19 protein-coding genes and 1 pseudogene are annotated in these 21,580 nt (G+C 39.2%); 14 read left to right on the top strand and 6 right to left on the bottom strand.

What is annotated here, in order from left to right; translation table 11 throughout:
• Nucleotides 1-10 precede the first annotated feature (10 nt).
• The 8 genes from ACRAD_RS08485 to ACRAD_RS08450 all read left to right on the top strand — a co-directional run bounded on the left by ACRAD_RS08485 (nt 11) and on the right by ACRAD_RS08450 (nt 8,636).
• Nucleotides 11-1,936, top strand: a complete 1,926-nt coding sequence (locus ACRAD_RS08485) for an IucA/IucC family protein (RefSeq protein WP_005026568.1) — start codon at nt 11-13, stop codon at nt 1,934-1,936.
• A gap of 41 nt (nt 1,937-1,977) precedes the next feature.
• Nucleotides 1,978-2,742, top strand: coding sequence for a (2Fe-2S)-binding protein (locus ACRAD_RS08480; protein ID WP_005026566.1), 765 nt, complete (start codon nt 1,978-1,980; stop codon nt 2,740-2,742).
• 14 nt (nt 2,743-2,756) lie between these two features.
• Nucleotides 2,757-3,407 (top strand): RraA family protein, encoded by a 651-nt coding sequence (locus tag ACRAD_RS08475; protein WP_005026564.1) that lies wholly within the window; start codon nt 2,757-2,759, stop codon nt 3,405-3,407.
• Nucleotides 3,407-4,006: a GNAT family N-acetyltransferase gene (locus ACRAD_RS08470; protein WP_005026562.1), complete on the top strand. Its 600-nt coding sequence runs from the start codon at nt 3,407-3,409 to the stop codon at nt 4,004-4,006. The genes ACRAD_RS08475 and ACRAD_RS08470 overlap by 1 nt, the downstream gene beginning before the upstream one ends.
• A gap of 199 nt (nt 4,007-4,205) precedes the next feature.
• Entirely contained in the window at nt 4,206-6,401 is a 2,196-nt protein-coding gene (locus tag ACRAD_RS08465) for a TonB-dependent receptor (protein WP_005026560.1), read from the top strand.
• Between the two features lie 83 nt (nt 6,402-6,484).
• On the top strand, nt 6,485-6,757 hold the full coding sequence (locus ACRAD_RS08460) for a hypothetical protein (RefSeq protein ID WP_005019738.1): 273 nt from the start codon (nt 6,485-6,487) through the stop codon (nt 6,755-6,757).
• An 11-nt stretch (nt 6,758-6,768) separates the two neighbouring features.
• Nucleotides 6,769-8,286, top strand: coding sequence for a PepSY-associated TM helix domain-containing protein (locus tag ACRAD_RS08455; protein ID WP_005026558.1), 1,518 nt, complete (start codon nt 6,769-6,771; stop codon nt 8,284-8,286).
• Complete coding sequence (locus tag ACRAD_RS08450; protein WP_005026556.1) at nt 8,283-8,636, top strand: hypothetical protein; 354 nt, start codon at nt 8,283-8,285, stop codon at nt 8,634-8,636. Before ACRAD_RS08455 ends, ACRAD_RS08450 begins: the two co-directional genes overlap by 4 nt.
• Before the next feature lie 96 nt (nt 8,637-8,732).
• Here the strand turns inward: ACRAD_RS08450 and ACRAD_RS08445 are convergent, their stop codons facing one another.
• Entirely contained in the window at nt 8,733-9,215 is a 483-nt protein-coding gene (locus tag ACRAD_RS08445; RefSeq protein ID WP_005026554.1) for a MarR family winged helix-turn-helix transcriptional regulator, read from the bottom strand.
• A 502-nt stretch (nt 9,216-9,717) separates the two neighbouring features.
• Here ACRAD_RS08445 and ACRAD_RS08440 point away from each other — a divergent pair.
• The 4 genes from ACRAD_RS08440 to aliA all read left to right on the top strand — a co-directional run bounded on the left by ACRAD_RS08440 (nt 9,718) and on the right by aliA (nt 14,199).
• Nucleotides 9,718-10,482: a glucose 1-dehydrogenase gene (locus ACRAD_RS08440; RefSeq protein ID WP_005019745.1), complete on the top strand. Its 765-nt coding sequence runs from the start codon at nt 9,718-9,720 to the stop codon at nt 10,480-10,482.
• Between the two features lie 75 nt (nt 10,483-10,557).
• Nucleotides 10,558-11,340 (top strand): 2-ketocyclohexanecarboxyl-CoA hydrolase, encoded by a 783-nt coding sequence (gene badI, locus ACRAD_RS08435; RefSeq protein ID WP_005026552.1) that lies wholly within the window; start codon nt 10,558-10,560, stop codon nt 11,338-11,340.
• A 12-nt stretch (nt 11,341-11,352) separates the two neighbouring features.
• Nucleotides 11,353-12,510, top strand: a complete 1,158-nt coding sequence (aliB, locus tag ACRAD_RS08430) for a cyclohexanecarboxyl-CoA dehydrogenase (protein ID WP_005026550.1) — start codon at nt 11,353-11,355, stop codon at nt 12,508-12,510.
• Between the two features lie 54 nt (nt 12,511-12,564).
• Complete coding sequence (gene aliA, locus ACRAD_RS08425) at nt 12,565-14,199, top strand: cyclohexanecarboxylate-CoA ligase (RefSeq protein WP_005026548.1); 1,635 nt, start codon at nt 12,565-12,567, stop codon at nt 14,197-14,199.
• 553 nt (nt 14,200-14,752) lie between these two features.
• Here the strand turns inward: aliA and ACRAD_RS16785 are convergent.
• The 3 genes from ACRAD_RS16785 to ACRAD_RS08415 form a co-directional block, all read right to left on the bottom strand.
• Nucleotides 14,753-14,872 (bottom strand): AAA-type ATPase lid domain-containing protein, encoded by a 120-nt coding sequence (locus tag ACRAD_RS16785; RefSeq protein ID WP_456318892.1) that lies wholly within the window; start codon nt 14,870-14,872, stop codon nt 14,753-14,755.
• Between the two features lie 79 nt (nt 14,873-14,951).
• Complete coding sequence (locus tag ACRAD_RS08420) at nt 14,952-16,133, bottom strand: MFS transporter (protein WP_005026545.1); 1,182 nt, start codon at nt 16,131-16,133, stop codon at nt 14,952-14,954.
• Between the two features lie 171 nt (nt 16,134-16,304).
• Nucleotides 16,305-16,988, bottom strand: a complete 684-nt coding sequence (locus tag ACRAD_RS08415) for a cupin domain-containing protein (RefSeq protein ID WP_005019753.1) — start codon at nt 16,986-16,988, stop codon at nt 16,305-16,307.
• 292 nt (nt 16,989-17,280) lie between these two features.
• Here ACRAD_RS08415 and gcvA point away from each other — a divergent pair, with 292 nt between their 5' ends.
• Nucleotides 17,281-18,195 carry a transcriptional regulator GcvA gene (gcvA, locus tag ACRAD_RS08410; RefSeq protein WP_005019755.1) on the top strand — a complete coding sequence of 305 codons (915 nt, stop codon included), beginning with the start codon at nt 17,281-17,283 and terminating at the stop codon, nt 18,193-18,195.
• A 466-nt stretch (nt 18,196-18,661) separates the two neighbouring features.
• Nucleotides 18,662-19,255: a DUF4142 domain-containing protein gene (locus ACRAD_RS08405; RefSeq protein ID WP_005026543.1), complete on the top strand. Its 594-nt coding sequence runs from the start codon at nt 18,662-18,664 to the stop codon at nt 19,253-19,255.
• 300 nt (nt 19,256-19,555) lie between these two features.
• Here ACRAD_RS08405 and ACRAD_RS08400 read toward each other — a convergent pair.
• Nucleotides 19,556-20,593: pseudogene (locus ACRAD_RS08400) on the bottom strand (TonB-dependent siderophore receptor); the annotation flags it as partial.
• A gap of 53 nt (nt 20,594-20,646) precedes the next feature.
• On the bottom strand, nt 20,647-21,579 hold the full coding sequence (locus ACRAD_RS08395; protein WP_004812228.1) for an IS5-like element ISAha3 family transposase: 933 nt from the start codon (nt 21,577-21,579) through the stop codon (nt 20,647-20,649).
• Nucleotide 21,580 lies beyond the last annotated feature (1 nt).

Below are 21,580 nucleotides of genomic sequence, written 5' to 3'. Positions count from 1 at the left end.
AGTGTATCAGATGAATACGATGTTGTTTTCACCTACTGTTAGCACACAAATGGTTCTGGTCGATCTGGTAAACAGTTTTTTGGTAGAAGGCTATATTTCCGAGCAGGCTATTTTCACCCGGCAGCAGGCTAAAACCCGATTAAAAGCCCGTTTTGGCCAGTGTTTTGATTCATTATTTGAAGGGTATACAGATCAGAGCTATTTTGCTGTTCTGTTCAACTCACATGTAGCCGAATTTATTCTGTTGCCCGTACGTAAAGCCATTAAACAGGACTGGCAAATTCAGCCCTTGGCGTGCTGTTTTCGGGTAGAGGTTCTGACAGATCAAGGCTTTCAAACTTGTCTATGCAATGCTTTGGACTTATTTAATGCTATGCGGCGTTTGGAGTATTTTTCAGGCTGTGAGGAATCAAAGCTAGCAAACTTAAGCGCCGAACTGGAATTAACCTTGCTACAAACCCAGCTCAGTAACCATCATCAGATATGTTCTGAAACATGGTTATCAGATCAACCTGCTGAATTATTTATTCAGCTAGAACAGTATGCTGCACTTCGAGACCGTCCTTATCATCCACTGGCCAAGCTCAAAGAGGGTTTTTCCAATGATGAGTACCGGCAATTTAGCCCAGAATTTTCACAGCCCATCCGTTTGAACTGGGTAGCAATTAAAAAAGAAAAGCTGGTCTTTGGACAGGACGTGACCCAGCTTAAAATTCATCAACCCTCCAAAATTTTCTTGAGCAGTGAAGAAAATTTACAGTTACAGCAGGAGCTAAATCAGAAGGGGGTGAGTGATGATTATCTGGTTTTACCTATGCATGCCTGGCAGTTTGAGCATGTACTGGCAGATCAGTTTAAGCCAGAACTTGACGAGCAGGTGATTGTGCCCTTGCAATTTCAGTCTGCTGACCTGTATGCCAGTTCTTCGCTAAGAAGTTTGCTTTCTGAGACCAAACCACAAGATAGTTTGAAGCTTCCATTAGCAGTAAAATCTTTAGGCTCGCTACGGTTTTTACCGATTGTCAAAATGATTAATGGACAAAAAAACCAGAAAATTTTGCAGGTTGCCAAACAAAAAGATGATGTACTGAAAAAACGCTTGTGGTTGTGTGATGAGAACCAGTGGTGGGCGTATTTACCTCATCAACCTGAAAATCTAACACCAGATAATCTTATTTTATTTGAAGAGCGGCCGATGCATCTGGCAGCTCAGCGGCGCCGTATTCCTTCCGAATTATTGCAGCATCCCTACCAGCTTATTCCAATGGCCAGTTTAGGGCATTGCATTGAAGGAGAAATCTATCCGTTTGAGCTGATTCTCAAGGCTCAACAGCTTGAGTCGAACCAGACTAATGTCATTGATGCATTTAAAACCTTGTGCAAAGATTTTTTTGAGGTGAATTTACGTTTATTCCGCTTAGGCCTCATGGGAGAAATTCATGGCCAAAATATCTGCATAGTCCTTAATCAAGGGCAGTTCTCAGGCTTTATGCTGCGTGACCATGATTCGGTGCGGATCTATTTACCTTGGTTGCTAGAACACGGCCTGGAAGATCCATGCTATTTAAGCCCGCATGATTTTAGAATTACGCTTTATCATGATGCTGTCGAAGACTTGATCCTGTATTTACAGACCTTGGGCATACAGGTCAATCTGGCCAGTATTTTAGAAGCAGTTGCTGAATATTATCATATTGATGAACTTAAACTGTGGCGCGTATTAGCTCAACAATTACAGCAGGCTTTGAATCATACCCCATTGTGTGCAGAGGCGAGGGCTGAGTTACAGAACCTTCTATTCGAAAAAGCACAGTGGCCGTATAAACAGCTCATTCGTCCATTGCTGGAGCAGCAGAATCGAGTAGGGAGCATGCCCAGCAGCATCGGCGAAACCTGTAATATTTTAAAAAAAGTTTCGCACTTTTCATTACAGTGAATAAAACGGGTCTCTAAAACGTGCGTTCCCATATCTCTGTCATGAATATTGATTTTGCACTGGAATTTGAACAGCCAGGTTTAGCACAGGCCAGAAAGATATTGGCTGAAAAACTTAACATCCACATAAATTTACATGAGCACAATGAATTGAGCTTTGCAGATTTATTAGAGCCCCGGCATTGTGCAATGGTATTGGGTGAATTTCAGTCCCGTATTCAGGCCTTAAACCTGACCTGTTCAGGTTCAATGTTCATAAAATATTGGGCTGTTCCGCTGCTATTTCCTTATCTATATGCCCTGCTCACTGAACAGCTAAATTTATCTTGGCAGCTGTCAGCACTTTCAGTGCAAATGGCACCGACGTGGTCTTGGGACCAGCATTTGAATTTTAAGGCTTCAAGTTTATCTCTAACGGCTCTAAGTACTCAAAATTCTGGTTATGAAGCATTTATGTTGAAGATTTTTCATGACCTCAATCAGATTTTTCAGGTGATCGGTCAGGTAGCAAAAGTACAACGGTTTCTGCTTTGGGAAAATACCGCTCTGCGTATTTTACAGTTCTATGACCTGATGCAGCGCAAAAATCCCGATGACATTTACAAGAGCGACATGCAACGTCAGTTTCTACTCGATCTGGAGGCTGAACGGTTTGGTTTAAAACACAATCCGTTTTTACTCTTGCAACACAGCAGTCAATCCAGTCTCGAAAATTATCAGCGTAAAAAATGCTGCTTTTATTTTCAACTTCCTGAAGCTGAAAATGAATACTGCGGCAGTTGCCCATTAGCAAATAAACACCCATAAAGTGATCAACCTTCATGTTAGAACTATCCGATAATTTATTAAAATCTTATTCCGCTATTTCCAGTTCAACGATCGGCCATATTTTAGATACCGGCTATTTACCTGGTATTCATGCTGTAAATTCAATTCAGCAGATAGCAGGTAGGGTCAGAACAGTCACCTTAAACTCTGTTAACGCTATGCAGATTCGTGAGGCTCTCTTAGCCAGTAAAGCGGGTGATGTCTTGGTGATCGATGCGCGCAACATCGGTAATCGCGCCTGTTGGGGCGAACAGCGTCATCGAGCTGCCATTTACCATCAACTGGCTGCAATTGTGGTGTTGGGTGCAGTTACCGATATCAGCGCCTTACGTACCATGAAAGTTCCGGTTTTTGCCCAGGCGGTCAGTTGTTTAACTACCAGAGCCGAAGGGGAAAGCCTGGTCGATTTTGATCAGGCCATTTATTATTTTGATGCTGTTATCTCCACTGGTGACCTTATAGTTGGAGATGCTGATGGTGTGTTTATTTTAAAGCCTGACATGGCAGAAAGATATGTGGCCCAATTTCAAAATATAGAGTTACTCGAACAGCAAAAACGTGATCAATTTTTTAAACAACATCCTCCTGAAGATTATTATCACCAGCTAAACCACAGAAATAATTCAGAAAGAGACATAATCTAATGAAGACCTTATCCTCCTGCTTACCAAACCACTTTAATTATCAGGAAAAAGGTATCAGCTATGCACTGCGGGCCTTAAGCTTACCGGATGATTTTCCACTCCTGTATAAATGGATGCATGAACTACATGTTATTCCACAATGGCAACTCAATAAGCCAGAATCGGAACTGGCAGCATATTTTGAAAAAATGCAGGTAGATGACCATCAGCGGCTCTACATTATTCAGATCGAAGGGGAGGACATTGGCTATCTGGAGATTTATGAAGCCAAGCGAGACAGATTATCATTGTATTACTCTGCATTAGATCACGATTTAGGTTGGCATATTCTATTAGGTGAAAAAAAAGTGGTCGGAAAAGGGCATTTTAGAGCCGTTATGCGTCTGATAATTTATTTCATTTTTGAAAATTCGCCTGCAGAAAAAATTGTTGGCGAACCTGATGAGCGTGTCAGATCTTATGAATACATTGCACAAGATATTGCTTTTAAAGCGCAGAAAAAAATCAGGATGCCAGAGAAAAATGCCATTCTATACTATTGTTTCAGAGAAGAATTTTATGAAAAATGTGGGGAATATAAATCTTTTTTAAATAAATAATTGTTAACTGGGCTTATCAATTTATTTTTTCACCATTTTTAAAATCCGGATTCTAAAATTTAGCGATTCAGGTTAGTTGATAAAGTAACTTCAAAAAGTTGAGTGAAAAAATAGTAAATATTGCAACAAAAAATTTACATTGATAATAATAATTATTATTATTTGCATCAATATTAATATTCTTATAAAGGGATTAAGAATGCGACTATCTCAATTTAGTCTGTGTTTTGTTACTGTAGCAATTTCCTCACTTTTATATGCGGAAGATTCTGGTTCTGAATTAAAAGAGCTGAAAAATTCAGATAAAACAATGAAACTTTCTCCTATTGTGGTCACAGCTACCCGTACACCTAAAACAATTGCTGAGATTGCGGGTACAGTACAGACTATTCAGGGTGAGGATATTGCTCAACAGGCGGGAGCGAGCCGGAAAGTTGCAGATGTTTTAGCGCAACTCGTACCCTCACTGGCACCAAGTAGTGGAACAACCAGTAATTATGGACAAACCATGCGTGGTCGTAATGTATTGGTCATGATCGATGGAGTTTCACAAACAGGTTCGCGTGACGTAGCGCGTCAGCTCAACAGCATCAGTCCAAATATGATTGATCATATTGAGGTAGTTTCAGGTGCGACCAGTATTTATGGTTCAGGTGCAACGGGCGGGATCATTAATATTATTACTAAACGTGCAGATAAATCGAAAAATTTCAGTTTTCAGACCAAGTTGGGCCTGACATCGGCTGACAATTTCCGTCGCGATAGCCTAGCTTATCAAGTGGGGCAAACTGCTTCATTTAATAATGACAAGATGGACGGTTTTTTAGGTATAGATTATACCAGCCGAGGTTCGCAGTTTGATGGTAAAGGCAATCGTATCCCGTTAAGCCCTTGGCAGGGCAGCACGATGGATACTAACACGCTTGATGTGAATGGCCGTTTAAACTTTAATTTAACCGATCAGCAAAGCTTAAGTTTTGGTACACAATATTATAATGATGAACAGGATACCGAATATGGCCCTGACTATTCCTATCTGCAAAAAGGTACACAGCCTTCATATAAAGCCATTAAAGGATGGAGTTTAGATAAACAACCTTTCACAGAACGCTATGCCTTTAATACCCAATATCAAAATCAGGATTTCCTGGGACAAACTTTGAATATTGAAGCGTATTACCGTAATGAAAAAGCACGTTTTGTACCATATGGTTATTCAAAAGATGGTGTTGACGTAAAGCAAAGTCAATCCAATGTGGACTATGCAGGAATTCGCTCTACCGTTCAATCTGATCTGCAGGTAGCCGACCGGGCTTTAAGGCTGACCTATGGCCTGGACTATGACAGGGAAAAAGACCACCAGTGGGCCGATTACTATAAACCTAGTAATAATGGCTTGGTTTATACCCCTACAGGTAAAAAAGAAAGTGCGGGACCTGATACAAGAATCCAGAATATTGGAACATTTGTACAAGGTGATTATGCCATTACGGATCGTTTAAATATTCAGGCAGGTGTACGTTATCAATATGTTCAGGCGGATACTGACAGTTATTTTACTGCACGTAAACCTATTACATTAATGGCAGCTGACTCTACCGATTCTGACAAGCTCCTGTTCAATTTAGGTGCAGTTTATGAGTTAACGGACATACAGCAAGTGTATGCCAACTTTTCACAAGGTTATAGTTATCCTGATGTACAACGGGTACTGCGTGATGTAGCTGCCTATACCTTAACGACGTCAGGTATTGCACCGATTACAGTTAACAGCTATGAACTGGGTTGGCGCTTAAATCAGGATAATGGCATAAACTTGGCTCTAACGGGGTTTTATAACACTTCTGATAAAGTAGTACAGTTCAATTCTGACCGTTCAGTAAATGTAGTCGATACCGATCAGCGCATTTATGGAGCAGAAGCAACTGTGAATTATCCATTTATAGAAAATTATAAGGTCGGTGGTACTTTGGGTTATACGCGGGGACAATATAAAGATGTTGCAAATAACTGGCATGAACTTAATGCTTTTGCAGTTTCCCCGACGAAAGGTACTCTATTTGCTGAGTGGAGCAATGAGCAAGGCTATGGTGTGCGCGCACAAATACAAGCTATTAAAGGTACAGATAAAGCATATAAAGATGACCAGGCATTAAAAGCGGCGGGTCTAACAGATAGCAATAGTGCGGCCGAAATTAAAGGCTATACCACGATGGATGTTTTGGCTCATTTTCCTATGGCTAAAGGTCGTGTAGATTTTGGTCTTTATAATCTGTGGGACCGTCAATACAAAACCGTATTTGCTCAACAAGCAGCAGTTACTAATGATAACCCTATACTGGCGATTCCTGCTGAAGGTCGTACTTTCGGCTTAAGCTATACCATTAATTATTAATACTTATCCAGGAACTATCTGTAGCAGTCTATAGCAGAACAGATAGTTCTTCATTTCTTGAGATGTCATGAAAGATAACGTCAATGGATAAAAAGAAATCAGAATGGTTATCTATTAGAGAGATTTTTTATATCTGCTTGGCAGCTTATGCCTATAGCGTATGGATATCTTGGGTTTTACCTGATTATTTACCTTTCGCAAAAGCTGAAAATATCTATTTTTCTGCCCTCCTGGGTTTTATTTTTCTCATTTTTTATATTGTATTAGTTCCTGGTCTGCGCTCTAAGCGATGGCAAAAGAGAATAAATTATCTGAGTTATGTCTTGTTGCTAGGCTATTGGATAATAAAAAAATAGGAGAACATTAAATGCAGTTTCGCCAGGTACAGGCAACTTTGCACAGCTGGTTGGGTATAGTTGTACTATGGTCAGGTTTCTTAATCTTTTTTACCGGCTCCATTGCCTACTTTAGAACTGAAATTAACCTCTGGTCTAAACCTGAAATCTTTTTATATTTAAAAAAGCCTCCTCCTTCTTTTGAATCGGCCCAAGTCGCTTATGATTATTTAAATATGCATGCCCTGGAAGCAAAAAGATGGCGGGTGAATCTTGCGAATTCCCGAATGCCCTTTAACACTTTAGAGTGGCAAGATAAAACAAATAAGTACCATAAAATACAAGATCCGAATACAGGATTAATCTTAAAAGAGGTCCGAGAAAGTTTGGGAGGCGACTTCTTTTTTAAATTACATTACAGTCTTTATCCCTTACCAGATGTAGTAGGTAGAACGCTCGTAGTCATTATAGGCATTCTATTTCTCATTGCATTGATCAGCGGGATATTGACCCATAAAAAAATATTTAAAGATTTCTTTGTCTTTCGGAGTTTTAAGGGACAGCGGACCTTGTTAGATTTACATCATATTACTGGTGTAGTAACACTTCCTTTTTATTTAATTATGGCCTTTACTGGCATCATGATTTTCTTTTACCTGCTTATGCCTTGGGGAATCAATCAACAATATGGCGAAAATGGAATAAAAAAATTTTATAACGAAATACAATATATCAATCCGCCAAAACTGGCAGCAGATTCAGGTATTCATTTAAAAGAATTCTCTACCTTCTCCAGTCAATTACCTCAACAGGGCAGTAATGGTACTACTCTGGAGAAATTTGAAGTTAAAAATCCAAATACTACAGAAGCCTTAATTACGTTTGACTATGGATATAAAAAATTAATTACTTTCAATAATCCACAATTTATTTTTTTAGCAAATACTGGAAGGCAACTAAATAATGAAAGGAATCTTCATCCTGTCGCTCAAATCAGCTCGGCAACCTATGGGATTCATTTGGGTTATTACGCCAGTCAATCAATGAGATGGGTGTTGGCGAGTTTAGGTTTTGCTGGTTGCATCATGCTGGTCGCCGGAGCTTTATTATGGCAAAAGAAACGGATTAAACAGCAACATACATTAAGTTATAAGATACTGAGTTACCTTAACTATTTCACTTTCTTGGGCTTGCCATTTGCAACAGCCATGTATTTTTTGGCCAACCGTGTTTTACCAACCAATCTTGAACATCGAGTTCAGTACGAGTTACTGACATTTTTTATAAGCTGGATTGGAATTCTAATCATTCCGATGCTGATCAAAATGCAAAAAGCTATTATTTTAGCCTTTATATTCACTGCTTTTATTTTATTGATAACAGTATTAAGTCCTGTATTTCTTTCTCCACAAGCTTTCATCCTCAATACATGGTTACATCAGCAATGGCCTATAGCAGGCGTTGACCTCGTATTTATATTTATTGCTATAGGATATATTTCTGCTTGTTATTATTTTAGAAAAATACAAATGAGTAAGGTGAATAAATGAGTTTGGTTGCAATATTATGGGCAGTTGTTGCAATGATGCAGCTTTGTATGACCAGTCAAATTGGAATGAAAAAACTTAATAATAACTTCCTGGCTTTTAATCATGCTCGTTCTTCTTTAAAAATATTATCGTTTATTTTTATGGGCGTTTCTTTATATCTGAACTGTCTGGATAATGGTGTTTCTGTAGGAATTATCAGCTGGTTTTTCTTGATTATAACTTCAGCATTTTTTTTACAGATTTTATTTTTCTATCATTTTAAAAAATGGTTTTTTTTAACCTGGATCTTTTTATTTCTTCTGGTAGTTTATTATCTGTTAACTCATATATTTAATAATATTATAGTTTAAATCTCACTGAGAGTTTAGTAGTAACCTACTAATTAAGGAGAGCAAACTTTTAAAAAGACATTGTTAAGTAAGTGCATTATAATTACTTAAAATATTTTAGGTGTGATTTTGAATTTTAATGCTTTTAAGTCCATCATTCACCTTATTTAGCAAATGAATCAGGGTAATTACATCATCAAAGGTGAGCTTATTTAGGGCCTGACCATAAAACTCAAAGAAATCAGCTTGCAAGTTATCCCATGTCTCCAAGCCTTCAGCCGTCAGCGCAACAATTTTAGCACGGCGGTCCTGTTCACTAATGACCCGCTCCACCAGACCGTCACGTTCTAGCCGTTTTAATACTGCGTCCAGATTTTGCCGGCTCACGCCCAAATATTCAGTCAGATCAGAAAAGGACATTCCTGATTTAACTTTTGGACGGGACAAAGCACCCAGCACAGCCCAATGTACTGGAGATATTTTCAGCTCATTGAGGCATTTGCGGTCCAGGCTGTTGCCCACCTGAAACAGCCGGAAAAAAAGCCGGTTATGCGCAGAATATAAGGATTGATCATATTTTTTTAACAAAGCATCACTCACAATATTGGATATCCTCAAAACTGAAATAGCCGAGCCGCGCAGAGTATAGCCTATCACTTTTTCGCTTTAATCAGTTTCTTTTATAGTTTTTTAAAAGTATAGCGTTTTAGCAGGATTCTGCCTGTTAAATCCTAATCTAACCACTTTAATCAGCAAGAAATATCTCTCTTATTTTTATTACTGTCAAACTCTTATCTGGCTAAACAGACTCGCATTTACTAGTCATCAAAATAAACTTACATCCTTTTATTAGAAGAGAATATATGCATGCTATGTGTTGAAACCTCAATATCCCTAATCTAAAGCCAAAAATTAATATAGGTCAATACATTGAATAAATAAAATTATTAAGTTGTTGATAGATATATAAATAATAATTTAAGAATATTATTTTATGTAAACATATTGACATAACTCTAATCTCTTTCTATTTTAGATAAAACACACCGGATTAGAACAACAGCCGATTAAATTCGACAACAAAATAGCGTAGGGATGAGCAATGAAGGGATTAAAAGACAAGGTTGTGATTGTGACAGGCGGAGCAGGCGGAATTGGTTCAGCCACCTGCCAACGTCTGGCAGAGGAAGGCGCCAAAGTTGCCATTTTTGATATGAATCTGGAAGCGGCTGAAAAGCTGGCGAATGAAATCAATCAATACGGTCAGGCACTGGCAATTCAGTGTGATATTACCCAAAGTGATGTAGTTGAGCAGGCAGTTCAAAAAACCGAAACTGAACTCGGTCCAATTAATGGACTCGTCAACAATGCCGGCTGGGATATTTTTAAACCTTTTGTTAAAACCAATCCGCAGGAATGGGAAAAACTGATCCAGATCAATCTGGTCGGTATGCTGAATATGCACTTTACTGTGCTAAAAGGCATGGTAGAACGCAATTCCGGCAGTATTGTCAATATTGCTTCTGACGCGGCCCGGGTCGGCTCTTCGGGTGAAGCAGTCTATGCGGCCTGTAAAGGCGGCTTTTTATCTTTCTCTAAAACGCTGGCACGTGAGCATTCACGTCATAACATCAAAATTAATGTGATTTGCCCGGGACCTACAGATACGGCTTTGCTTGCAGGCGTGACTGAAGGCGCGTCAAATCCGGAAAAATTACGTGAAGCTTTTATTCGTGCCATTCCACTGGGTCGTTTGGGTCAACCGGATGATTTGGCTTCTGCCATTGCCTTTTTCTTGAGCGATGATGCCAGCTTTATTACCGGACAGGTACTCAGTGTCTCTGGCGGTTTAACCATGAACGGTTAAACGGAAATCATCATTTAATTTCATAACCATCACAGTTCAACCAGATAGATAAAAACAGTACAGGGTGTAAAGAAAATGAATTTTGAAGATATCTTATATGAAGTTAAAAATGGTGTTGCCTGGATCACGATTAACCGTCCAGAAAAAATGAATGCCTTCCGTGGCACCACTTGTGACGAGCTGATCAAGGCGTTAAATAGAGCAGGTTATGACCGTAACGTGGGCGCAATTGTGCTGGCGGGTGCAGGCGAAAAAGCCTTCTGTACCGGTGGTGACCAGTCCGCGCATGATGGAAATTATGATGGCCGCGGCACGATTGGCTTACCAATGGAGGAATTACATACCGCTATCCGTGATGTACCTAAACCGGTAATAGCACGCGTACAAGGCTATGCGATTGGCGGTGGCAATGTGCTGGCAACCATTTGTGACCTGACTGTCTGTTCAGATAAAGCCATTTTTGGTCAGGTTGGTCCGAAAATGGGATCGGTTGATCCGGGCTATGGCACGGCATTTTTAGCACGTGTGGTAGGTGAAAAGAAAGCCCGTGAAATCTGGTATATGTGCCGCCGTTATTCTGGTCAGGAAGCTGTTGAAATGGGCCTAGCGAATAAATGCGTACCGGCTGATCAACTGGACGCTGAAGTGCAGGCTTGGGCAGAGGAAATTTGTCAGCGTAGTCCGACTGCCATTGCAATTGCCAAACGCAGTTTCAATATGGATACCGCACATCAGGCAGGTATTGCTGGCATGGGCATGTATGCGCTAAAACTTTATTACGATACTGAAGAGTCTCGTGAAGGAGTCAATGCACTGAAAGAAAAACGTCAGCCTGAATTCCGTAAGTATGCCAAATAAGGAGACTGATCCATGAAAAAGAATCCTTATATCACTGAAGAGCTCGAGTTTTTGGCAGAAACAGCAGAAAAATTTGCCCAGAAATATATCGCCCCAGGCTTTTTGGAACGAGACCAAAGCCGAATCTTTGACCGTGATCTGGTCAAAAAGATGGGTGAAATGGGCTTTATTGCACCTGAACTGCCGGAACAATACGGCGGTCAGGGCATAGGCAGACTGGCAGCTGGAATTATCCATGAAGCGATTGCCAAAGCAGATTTAAGTTTCTCCTATATCAACCTGCTTGCTTCCCTAAATGGTCAGATTCTGGCCGAACATGGTCAGCCAGAAGTAGTTGAGCCTTGGTTGAAAAAACTCACTGCAGGCGAAGCTATCTTTTCAATAGCTTTGACCGAGCCGCGAGGCGGTTCTGATGCAGCGAACTTGCGTTTGAAGATTGAACGTGATGGCGATGAATATGTCATTAACGGCGAAAAGACTTCAATTTCTGCGGCCGATCAGGCAGATGCTTCTGTAGTGTTTGGTCGTACTGGTGCCAATGAAAATGGCGCACATGGCGTGACAGCGCTTTTAGTTCCAATGAATTTACCGGGCATCAGTACCACACGTTTTGACTGTCATGGTCAGCGCGCCATTGGTCGCGGTTCAATCTTTTTTGACAATGTTCGCGTACCCGTAAATCACCGTCTAGGGGATGAAAACAAAGGTTTTGTGCAGGTGATGCAGGGCTTTGATTTTTCTCGTGCGCTGATCGGTTTACAGGTTTTGGCCGTTGCCCGGGTGAGTCTGGATGAAGCCTGGGAATATGCAGCCCAACGTGAAGCTTTTGGTCAGCCATTGACTGCTTTTCAGGGAGTTTCGCATCCACTGGCAGAATACGAAACTCAGGTTGAAGCGGCACGCTTACTTTGCCTGCAAACCTTATGGCTCAAGGACAATCATCTGCCACATACCTCTGAAGCGGGCATGTGTAAATGGTGGGGGCCAAAACTGGCCTATGATGTAATTCATCAATGTCTGTTGACCTTTGGCCATGCCGGTTACGATCGCGGTGTGATGGAACAGCGGATGCGTGATGTACTTGGTTTCCAGATTGGTGATGGAACGGCCCAGATCATGAAAACGATTATTGCGCGACATAAGGCAGGACGTAAGGCTGTTCCGGCTTAAGGAAAATAAGTCTAAACCTGAATACGATAATTATAAAGAATGAGGAATAAACGAATGGATTTTGATGCGGTTCTGATCCCGGCCAGAAAAGAGGCCATGCTCAAACAGGGATACTGGTTAAACCAGACAATACTCGATTTTTTACGCAGTGCCGTAGAAAAGAATCCGGACAAAACAGCTTTAGTCAGCGTTAAGGTCGAGAATCAAACTGAACAGACTTTCAGCTACCAGCAGCTTTGGGAGATGACCAATAAAATTGCGCTGGGTCTAAAACAGCTGGGTGTTGAAAAAAATGATGTGGTGTCTTGCCAGTTGCCGAACTGGTGGGAATTTACCTTGCTTTACTTGGCTTGCAGCCGTATCGGTTCAGTACTCAATCCGCTTATGCCGATCTTCCGTGAACGTGAACTGGAATTCATGCTCAAACATGGTGAATCCAAAGTTTTTGTTGTACCTAAAACGTTCCGCAATTTTAATCATGACCAGCTGGCCAATCAGCTGCAAAACAAGCTGGATAGCTTGAAGCATGTAGTGGTGGTCAATGGTGAAGGCGAGAATAATTTTGATCATCTGTTACTCAATCATGGTCTGGAACAAGATGCTTCAGCAGTTGCTGCGCTGGATGGACTGGAATCTGGCCCGGATGACATTACCCAGCTGATTTTTACCTCAGGCACAACCGGTGAACCGAAAGGCGTGATGCATACTGCCAATACCTTATTTTCCAATATTGTGCCGTATGCAGAAAGACTGCATTTAACTGAAAATGATGTGGTATTAATAGCTTCACCAATGGCACACCAGACCGGTTTTATGTATGGCTTAATGATGCCGATTCAGCTGAATACCAAAGTGGTGTTGCAGGATGTTTGGGATGTAGCCAAAGCAGTGGACCTGATTCATCAGCATCAGGTGAATTTCACCATGGCCTCGACACCATTTTTGAATGATTTGTCCAGTACCGTGGCAGAACAGCATGATAAAGTCGATTCACTAAAGATTTTCCTGTGTGCCGGTGCACCCATTCCAGGTCCATTGGTGCAAAAAGCCAGGGAAACTCTGGGTGTTAAAGTTATATCAGCTTGGGGTATGACTGAATGTGGCGCTGTAACACTAACCAGACCTGAAGATAAGGATGAACGCTCTTTCAATACTGATGGAATTGCATTGCCAGGTGTTGAAATCAAGATCGTGGATAAAAAAGGACAGAGTAAAACTGTTAATGAAGCCGGCCGTTTAATGATCCGTTCATGTTCCAGTTTTGGAGGTTATTTAAAACGCCCACATTTAAATGATACAAATGTTGAGGGCTGGTTTGATACCGGAGATATCGCATATCAGGATGAGCAGGGTTACATCCGGATTTGCGGACGTAAGAAAGATGTGATTATCCGTGGCGGAGAAAATATTCCGGTTGCGGAAATTGAGTCACTATTATATAAGCATCCAAATATCGCTTTAGTAGCATTGGTGGCTTATGCAGATGAAAGGCTTGGTGAACGTGCATGTGCGATTATCAAACTAAAAGATCCAGCACAGCTTTTGAGTTTAAATGAACTGGTTGATTTTCTTAAAACCCATAATCTGGCCATACAATATATTCCTGAACGTTTAGAAATCTGGGAAGAAATACCAATGACACCCTCTGGAAAAATCCAGAAATTTAAATTGAGAGAGTTATTGCAGTAAGCTATAAAATAATAACTTAGAAAATCAGCTTATTTTTTTAATAAAAGCTAAGCAGTAAAAATAATTTCTATTAACAGGATTGAAAATTTTTGATGTGGAAAGGAAAGCTTAAACCTATAAATTTTAGAATACTTTAAATGCGATATAATGTAGCTGCTTGGTTTAAATTTTAAAATATTCACAGGCCTCAAGTTTTCTTCTTTGCTAAGCGCTAAATATAATATCTATCAAGCTCAGGACAGTTTCATTTTAGGTGAAACTGTCATTCTATAGTTATTCAATAAATAATTCGATACTGTCTAATATCTGGCTAAGAAAAACTATACTTTTTAAGTCGATAATCCAGTTTCGCCCGGCTAATACCGAGCAGCTTCAGAACTATTGGGTCTGGCTTTTTACATAGTAGTCCCAATTAATTGCTGTTCATGCTGCTCCAGATCGAAACCTTCTGTCAAAATAGTAGTTAAATCTGTTCCAGTGTATTCAGTATAGTTATCATCGTGCTGCGTTTGCGTTTGCGTTTGCGTTTGCGGGAACAAAACATTTAGTTTAATTAACGGCTGATTTTAGGTTCACAGACAGCACATTCCAGCAGATTTTCCAGCTTTCGGATATTTCCTGGCCAAGCATAGGCTTGCATAAAGGCTGTGGCTTTTTTACTGGTGCGCTGTATCTGTTTACCATAGCAATAAGTGAATTGATGAATATGTTATTACTGCAATACACTATCTATCATTATTGATTGTGGAAACTTAATCATTCTGCGTCTTCTTAGATAACCATACTAAAGAAAGTGCTGTAATAACCAGCCATGGAATAAGGGCCATATTCATGACCTTCCAGCCAATTATATCCAGCAATGCCCCAGCACTAAATGAGCAGATCAATCCCACCACGAAAACTGTCATGTCATTAATGGCCTGTGCCTTGGCTTTTTCTTCGTGAGTATAAGTTCTGGTTAATAAAGAAGTACTACCAATAAACAGGAAATTCCAGCCTACACCCAATAAAACCAGAGAAATGGCAAATGAATAGAATTGCAGACCAGAAAGGGCAAAAGCGATATAACAGGCAAACAGTAAGAGACCTGCAAACATGACTTTCAATACACCAAAACGGACAATCAGGTTACCCGTAAAAAATGATGGTAGGAACATCCCCAGTACATGTAATTGAATTACAGTGGTAATTGTACCTAATTCATGATGAGCATGATGCATGGCAATTGGTGTGGCAGTCATACCTAAAATCATGATGCCATAACCAGTAATTGCGCCCAGTAAAGCCACTAAATACATGGGCTGAAATACAATTTTTGGCCAAGGTCGTCCTGCACTAAAACTGGTCTTAATCTCTACCTGATCTGGAATATGCAGTCTTGATAAGATTCCCATCGCAATCAGGGAAACGATAGTAATGATCAGGAAAGAACCCACATATTCCAGATGATTAAATAGTGGTCCACCAAAGCGAGCCAAAACCGGACCAATCAATGCTGCAACTACGCCACCCGCCATAACAAACGAAATTGCACGGGAACGAAAGGCATCATCTGCTACTTCACTGGCAGCAAACCGGTAGAACTGGGCAAAGGATTGATATGCTCCCACACAGAATGTGCCTAATGCCAATAGGTAAAGTGAACTATAGATAATACCAACTGCTGCAATAATTCCACCTGAAATACCTAATAAAGCGCCACATAAAAAGCCATTGCGCCTGCCTACTTTTGCCATCCACATGGAAGCAGGGAACATCATCATGGCTGTACCTAAAAACATCGAGGCAATTGGCAGGGTGGCAAGGGTAGGCGTATTGGCAATATTTGCACCTGCCAGTCCGCCAATCGTCATCACCATGACTGAAATGGTCTGGAATAAAGACTGTGAACTTGCCAGAATGAAAACCTGGCGGTGCATGGTATTTTGCAGCATAAAAGTGGAACCTGAATTTTTATAAGTAAGTGATTAATGAGTGTTTTGAGGTAGCATTATTACCACCTGGAACCAGGCTTGAGCTGATTTCATTCGTACATAAGTCTATTGAGCCTGTTCTAGTAAATAGATCGCTTAAACCTGCACTTATAGTGGCAATCTTGGCCCTTATCATGGCTTCTGTTCCATAAATTTTTGAGCAGATAAAAGATGTCCTGTCTTTACATAAAGGATTGCTCCTGCTGAACAAGCATGAAAGTTATGGCTGTTTTGAATCGGTAAACGAATCCATGAACCTGCAGGATAAGTTTCTCCATTTGCAAGCAATTCACCTTGTATCACCAGAAGTTCAATTCCGTTTGCACTGTGCTCAGCAAAACTCTGATGGGGTATTAGTTTTTCCACATAGGTTTGTTCGTCCTGAGAGTCATATAAAGGGCAAATCTTACGCTGATTAAGTATTTGCCAGTTTTCGGGCTCATGGGTATTAATACGCACCGACAGTACATCTTCTCTGGTCATTTGCATGAGCTTGACAAAAATCAGTGCGCCTTCTTCACTGGATGGAGTATGTTTTGATCCATCCGGATTCCGTAAATACCAGCCTGCTGGATAATGCTGGTTGCCATTTTCAGTAAATGTTCCAGAGAGCACTAAAATTTCTTCACCTAATGGATGTTGATGCTCTGGAAAAATGCTCTGCGGTGCATAACGAACCAGACTGGTGGCACGGGCTGTTTCACCACCTATTCTATCGAGCATAACTCGTTCAACTTCACCACCAGGAGATTTGACCCATTGATAATCGTTAGGTCTAACCATAGCTACTTGGGAAAAATCAGCGTTAATCCACATGCTTTGTCTCATCTATTCAAAAAGTCAAATATCCTGTTGATCTGATAAAGATTAATAGGAAGAGAAACTTAAAAATGTTAATACTGATTGTTACTATTTACGTCTTTTAACAGACGCGCTGAATAGGGTTAGGCCTGCTAGAACATTTAATATAATTGTGACCAATAGAGCTTCCTTATCCAGTTTTGTATTTAAAGGGCTTTGACCCATAAAGTGAAAAATTGATTCTATAAAGATGGTTCTATACAAACAAACCAGTTAATCTTATAGTAATTGATAGAAAATCTTTAGAATGAAAACTCCTGTATATCTCAACGCATTAAGAGCTTTTGAAGCCAGTGCCAGACATCAAAGTTTTTCCACGGCAGCTATTGAGCTGAATGTAACTCCTGCAGCCGTGGGACAACTGGTTAAAAGTCTGGAAGATTACCTAGGCATTACATTGTTTCAGCGGAGTACAGGGGGAAAAGCCCGCTTGGTGGTAACTGAAGCTGCATTAATGGCATTGCCCGATATTCGTGCCGGTTTTAATAGGCTATTACTTGGTCTGGAAAAACTACAGGCACAAACTTCAGCAGGTGTTTTAACTGTTGCGATCAGCCCGGCTTTTGCATCGAAATGGTTGCTGCCAAGAATTGATACTTTTCAGCAAGCTTATCCTGAAATTGATATTCGACTGGATACTAACTTGGAACCTGTAGATTTTGCTCAACATGGTATTGATATTGCCGTGCGATATGGACAGGGAAACTGGTCAGGATTAGTCGCGGAAAAACTCATGGATGAAGAGGTTTTTCCTGTTTGTTCACCAGGGTTTTATCAGAAATATCGACACCTGTTAAAATATGTAGAGAACTTATTAAACCTACCTTTAATTCATGACTTAACGCTGGATGTCCATACTGGCTTTACTACTTGGAATACATGGTTGAAGTACAATCAGGTGAGCAATGGCTTGGCCCAGCGAGGATTAAAAATTAATAATTCAGCTGCTGTACTACAGGCAGCAATTGATGGGCATGGGGTCGCATTGGCAAGAAGTGTTATGGTGGCAGATGATTTAAAAACAGGGCAGTTGATACGTTTATATCCAGATATGAAGTATTCATCGGCCTTGGCCTATTATATTGTTTATCGACAGGAATGTCAGAATAAGCCGAAATTCGTAGCCTTTAAAACATGGCTGATGGACGAGGTAAAGTTATAAACTAAATAATTTTTTGATATTGTTTTTAAATATAGATGTATCAGTATCTATTATTTAAATAAATTATGTATATCCAGTTTATTGGAATAATTGAAATATATAATTAAAGTGTCTTGCTATATTAATATTACTTAAAAATAATAGAATTTTTTTTATTTTAAAAGTTTTACTGAAAATAATTTTATACTAGATATTTAACTATAATTTTAAAGCTATTTTTATAATAAATTCTTATTTTTTTGAAATATATAATGACTCTTATAAATAAGAGGAATAATAGTTGGTTTCTTTTTATTAAATTAATTTTTTATACTTTAAGAAACTTTTTAAATTAACTATTTACTTAAAGCTATAATATGTTTATACATTTATCTAACAAAGCAACTGAAAAAGTACACTATTTCCAATTTAATTAGACTATCTTAAAAAAGTTACTTCAATAATAAAACTCTAAAAGGATGCCAAAGTGGAAACTATAACAGTGAAAAAGATAGTCAGCTGTATTGCTTTTAGTAGTATATTAGGCCTGACTGCATGCCAAAGTACAACCAAAGGCCATCACTCTATGGATGATCGAAAACATCATTCTAAAATGTGGCATGATAAGCATGAAGACTTATCTGATAACCAGATTATTAAAATATTGAGTACTGCCAACAATGGCGAGATTATGCAGGCAAACGCGGCCTTGCCAAAGTTAAAAATGGCTCAAGTCCGTCAATATGCTCAGATGATGATTCGTGAACACTCAGCGAATGAGCAAAAAGGTCAAGCATTGGCAACTCGTCTGATGCTAACACCACAGACCAGTGAGATTAGTAAGTTATTACAGCGTGACAGTGATAAGATCGTTGATAAACTTAACAGATCATCTTCTGACACTGATAAAGATTATATGAAGAGCCAAGTGGAAGTACATCGTAAAGTCCTCATGGTTATCGATAAAAAATTGATTCCAAATGCTAAAAACTCTGACTTAAAGAACATGCTTGTTCAAACACGTAGTGCGGTTGCTACACACTTACAAATGGCTGAACAAATGGTTTCAATGATGAAGTAATATTAAAATCATCTATATATTATATATTATATTTTTTAAATAGGTCTAGCATTCATCATGCTAGACCTTTTAAGTTTATATAGTTTGATATTAAGATTAAATTATACAATAAACAGAATGTGACTAATAAAATCTTCTGCTCACAGATATTTTATAAGTATATTAGAAATGTTTTCTCATAAATCAGTATTTTTTAGTTAATTGAAGCCTTATTATTCTTACTTGAAAAATCAGAAATAAGGCTTATTATGCTACCTATTATTTAAAGTAGAATTAAGAGTGAATATCTGCGTTCTTTAACTAAAAACTGTATGTCATACCTAACTTTGCAGTCCGTGGTTGTCCAGGATATACATAGCGGTTAAAAGCGCTATCATCATATTCTTTATTAAAAATATTCATAATATCAAAGCTGAATCTTAAATCAGGATTTAAGTCATAGTACGAAATTAAATCAGTTGTTGCATAACTGCCCATCGTATAAGTATTATTTGCAGTCTGACCTTTTCGGTTACCAATATAACGCTGATTAATGCCTATGCCTAAACCATCAAATAATCCTGATTTAAATTCATAAATGCTGAGTAAATTAAATGAATTTTGAGGAATATTGGCTAGATGTGTTCCTTTTTCTAAGGTATTGTCTTTATTTACACTAGCATCGACATATGAATAGTTTCCTATAATTTTCCACGCCGGTATAATATTGCCTATCAGACTTAAGTCAAAACCTTTACTTGATACCTCTCCAGCAGCAATACTTTTAGACGAGTTTGTTGGGTCAAGAGTTAAAACATTCTCTTTTTTTACATAATAAATGGCAGTGTCAAAAGAAAGCTGTTCATCTAGTAATGTGTATTTTGTACCTATTTCATAAGAAATACCTTCTTCAGGGTTAAAGCCCTGATTATTACGATCCACTCCGGAGTTAGGCTTAAATGATTTGCTAATATTGGCATATGCTGTCAGTTGGTCGGTCAGATCATAAGTCATACCAATGCGTGGAATAACAGCATGGTTATCTGTAGACCAAGATGTACTAGAAATAAAGTTGTGATAATCATGCTGATAGCTTTCCAAGCGTAAAGCAAGCAAGGTGTTTAAACGATCAGTCAGATGAATTTGATCCTGAATAAATAAAGCTTGGCTTTTTAATTGTTCACGGTCGTGGGTGGATATATTATTTAATTCTGGCAATGATTGTGGTTTATATGGATGATTAATATCTAAATCAAAATCATCCTTCGAACGAATAATAAAAGATTTATAATCATAATTTTCAAGTTCTATGCCTGAAATTAAAGTATGCTCTAAATTAAAATTTCCGACTATATTGGCCGGCTTTGTTGCATAAACATTCAAAAGCTGAGTTCTCCCCAATCCATTCAAATTTAAGACACAACTTGGGTGCGAGGTCTACCTAATTCCGTAAATCTATTCAGAACTGCCACACGCGCATGAATTTCATTGACCTGACTTTGAAAATGTCTTGCCGTCAGCCTATCACCTAATAATTTGATGCAATGCATCTTGGTTTCCACCAAACTACGACGGTGATAACCCGACCATTTTTTCCATAGGGTTCTACCTAAATGTTTAACCGTTTGAAGTAACTCATTTCGTTCTATTGAACTTATTTTAGAATCTTTCCAGGGCTTGGCATTCTTTCTGGGTGGAATTACTGCATGTGCTTGACGATCTGAAATCACTTTTCTGCAGCACTTCGTGTCGTACGCGCCATCGGTATAGACAGAATCTATTCGCTCATCTAGTGGAATTTGATCCAGTAAATCACCTAGTACTTGTGAATCACTGACATTATTTGTAGTAAGCTGAACGGCACGTATTTGCAGTGTTTCAGCATCTATACCAATATGCAGTTTACGCCATTGCCGACGGTATTCAGGCTGATGTTTTTTACGCTTCCATTCGCCTTCACCTAAAAACTTTAAACCCGTAGAGTCGACAAGTAGGTGTAACCCATCATGACTTTTCTGATAGCTTATCGCAATATCAATATGCTTTTGTCGTCTACAAAGGGTGGAGTAATCTGGTGCTGTCCAATTCAAGCCACAGAGTTTAATCAGGCTTTGAACAAAGCCAGTAACCATACGTAAAGAAAGACGGAATAGAGATTTGATCATTAAACAGCATTGAATCGCTGTATCGGAATAAGTTTGATTTCGTCCTTGCTTGCCTTGTGGTTGTGCATACCATTGCGTCTTAGGATCAAACCAGATTGAAATATTTCCTCGCTTGATTAAAGCTTGGTTATACGAGGACCAATTGGTTGTACGATAGATTTTAGGTGTAGGCTTCTTCATC

Origin of the sequence: Acinetobacter radioresistens DSM 6976 = NBRC 102413 = CIP 103788, from assembly GCF_006757745.1 — a bacterium.
GTDB lineage: Bacteria > Pseudomonadota > Gammaproteobacteria > Pseudomonadales > Moraxellaceae > Acinetobacter > Acinetobacter radioresistens.
This window is presented reverse-complemented; position numbering and strand designations above follow the sequence as displayed.

What these genes read in the sequence shown, in the direction of transcription:
- ACRAD_RS08460 (WP_005019738.1), top strand. Translation starts at nt 6,485, where the DNA reads ATGGATAAAAAGAAATCAGAATGGTTATCTATTAGAGAGATTTTTTAT.
- ACRAD_RS08465 (WP_005026560.1), top strand. Translation starts at nt 4,206, where the DNA reads ATGCGACTATCTCAATTTAGTCTGTGTTTTGTTACTGTAGCAATTTCC.
- ACRAD_RS08475 (WP_005026564.1), top strand. Translation starts at nt 2,757, where the DNA reads ATGTTAGAACTATCCGATAATTTATTAAAATCTTATTCCGCTATTTCC.
- gcvA (WP_005019755.1), top strand. Translation starts at nt 17,281, where the DNA reads ATGAAAACTCCTGTATATCTCAACGCATTAAGAGCTTTTGAAGCCAGT.
- ACRAD_RS08485 (WP_005026568.1), top strand. Translation starts at nt 11, where the DNA reads ATGAATACGATGTTGTTTTCACCTACTGTTAGCACACAAATGGTTCTG.
- ACRAD_RS08415 (WP_005019753.1), bottom strand. Translation starts at nt 16,988, where the DNA reads ATGTGGATTAACGCTGATTTTTCCCAAGTAGCTATGGTTAGACCTAAC.
- aliB (WP_005026550.1), top strand. Translation starts at nt 11,353, where the DNA reads ATGAAAAAGAATCCTTATATCACTGAAGAGCTCGAGTTTTTGGCAGAA.
- ACRAD_RS08455 (WP_005026558.1), top strand. Translation starts at nt 6,769, where the DNA reads ATGCAGTTTCGCCAGGTACAGGCAACTTTGCACAGCTGGTTGGGTATA.
- aliA (WP_005026548.1), top strand. Translation starts at nt 12,565, where the DNA reads ATGGATTTTGATGCGGTTCTGATCCCGGCCAGAAAAGAGGCCATGCTC.
- ACRAD_RS08470 (WP_005026562.1), top strand. Translation starts at nt 3,407, where the DNA reads ATGAAGACCTTATCCTCCTGCTTACCAAACCACTTTAATTATCAGGAA.
- badI (WP_005026552.1), top strand. Translation starts at nt 10,558, where the DNA reads ATGAATTTTGAAGATATCTTATATGAAGTTAAAAATGGTGTTGCCTGG.
- ACRAD_RS08450 (WP_005026556.1), top strand. Translation starts at nt 8,283, where the DNA reads ATGAGTTTGGTTGCAATATTATGGGCAGTTGTTGCAATGATGCAGCTT.
- ACRAD_RS08440 (WP_005019745.1), top strand. Translation starts at nt 9,718, where the DNA reads ATGAAGGGATTAAAAGACAAGGTTGTGATTGTGACAGGCGGAGCAGGC.
- ACRAD_RS08420 (WP_005026545.1), bottom strand. Translation starts at nt 16,133, where the DNA reads ATGCTGCAAAATACCATGCACCGCCAGGTTTTCATTCTGGCAAGTTCA.
- ACRAD_RS08480 (WP_005026566.1), top strand. Translation starts at nt 1,978, where the DNA reads ATGAATATTGATTTTGCACTGGAATTTGAACAGCCAGGTTTAGCACAG.
- ACRAD_RS08395 (WP_004812228.1), bottom strand. Translation starts at nt 21,579, where the DNA reads ATGAAGAAGCCTACACCTAAAATCTATCGTACAACCAATTGGTCCTCG.